We start from the raw sequence: 1,415 nt of genomic DNA, 5'->3' as shown, positions 1-1,415 counted from the left end.
ATCCTGCCTGTGAGACTTAGTAGTAGCTGGTCTGGGACTAGCTGGCAGTATGGATGTCGGCCGTTGCTACCACCGGACGTGACTCGTATCCTGCTTGACCTTCAGAGTGTCTTTTGGCTGAATTGTCCGTTTGGATTGGTAGTGCGGCTGGCATCTGTCTGGCCCATGTCGGGTGACTTGATGAGAAGATTGTCCACCGTATCAACGGTGTGACCCGTCACAGGAATGTTCCGATGTGATGATGTACCCAGACTGGTACCGGCCGTTTAGCGGTCACTTGACCAGGCCCATCGCATTGGAGGTGCACTTACCACGTGTCCATCGTCGCAAGAACACATCCGTATGTTGTCGGTGTTGATACCCATGCTCGTAACCATGTGTACACGATCTTGGCTGCCAATACTGGCGAGCAGATCGATGCCCGAGATTTTCCCACGACCACCGCTGGGATTCGCCGGGCCATTGCTTGGGTGGCCCGGCGGACCGAGGCTGATGCTGATACCTTGTGGGTGATCGAAGGGGCTGCCTCCTACGGAGCTATTCTCACGGGCATCGTCGTCTCGCATGGCTACCCGGTGGCCGAAGCGCCGTGGATGGATGCCACCCAACGCCGCGGTGTCGGCAAATCTGATGCGCTAGATGCGCACCGCATTGCAGCGGCCACGTTACCGCTACCGGTGGACAAACTGCGCAGACCACGGCTCAACGACGGGGTCCGCCAAGCCATCCGGATCCTGGTGACCGCACGAAATTCTTTGACCACAGACCGCACCCGAGCCGTCAATGCCCTGACCGCGTTGCTGCGCAGCAACGACTTGAGTATGGATGCTCGCAAAGCGTTGAGTAAAACCCAGATGGCTGAAATCGCAGCATGGCGATCCCGTAACGAAGAACTCTCCTTGTCAATCGCCCGGGCTGAAGCAGTCCGGTTGGCCAAACACTTGCTAGCAGTCGATGAGCAGCTAGCTGCTAATGAGCGTCAGCTGACCGAGCTGGTCCAGATCAGTGAAGCCGCACCCTTACTGGAAGAAAAAGGGGTCGCTGCTATCAGCGCGGCGAAATGTTTGGCCGCATGGTCCCACCATGGCCGTATCACCACAGAGGCAGAATTCGCGTCATTAGCCGGGGCCAACCCAATCCCGGCATCCTCAGGCAACACCATCAGACACCGGCTCAACCGCGGCGGAGATCGTGCGCTCAATAGCGCCCTGCACATGGTGGCTGTCACCAGAATGCAACACGACGCAGAAACCCGAGCGTATGTCGACAAACGACGGGCCGAGCACAAAACCGATCGGGAAATCCGACGCTGCCTGAAACGGTACATCGCACGACGGATCTTCAAAGTACTCAATGCCTCAGCTGTCTCGATGCAACTGGCTTGACGGACATAGAAGAGTCAGCCAGTCCCAGAC

At 57.7% G+C, this 1,415-nt stretch carries 1 protein-coding gene; it reads left to right on the top strand.

All coding sequences use genetic code 11. The annotated features are described in order from the left end of the window. The first annotated feature begins 314 nt into the window (after positions 1-314). Positions 315-1,385, top strand: a complete 1,071-nt coding sequence (locus ACYVJT_RS15235; protein WP_499418557.1) for an IS110 family RNA-guided transposase — start codon at positions 315-317, stop codon at positions 1,383-1,385. Positions 1,386-1,415 lie beyond the last annotated feature (30 nt).

This window comes from Yaniella soli (assembly GCF_054782375.1).
Note: the sequence above shows the minus strand (reverse complement) of the source record. Positions and strands in the feature narration are given on the sequence as shown.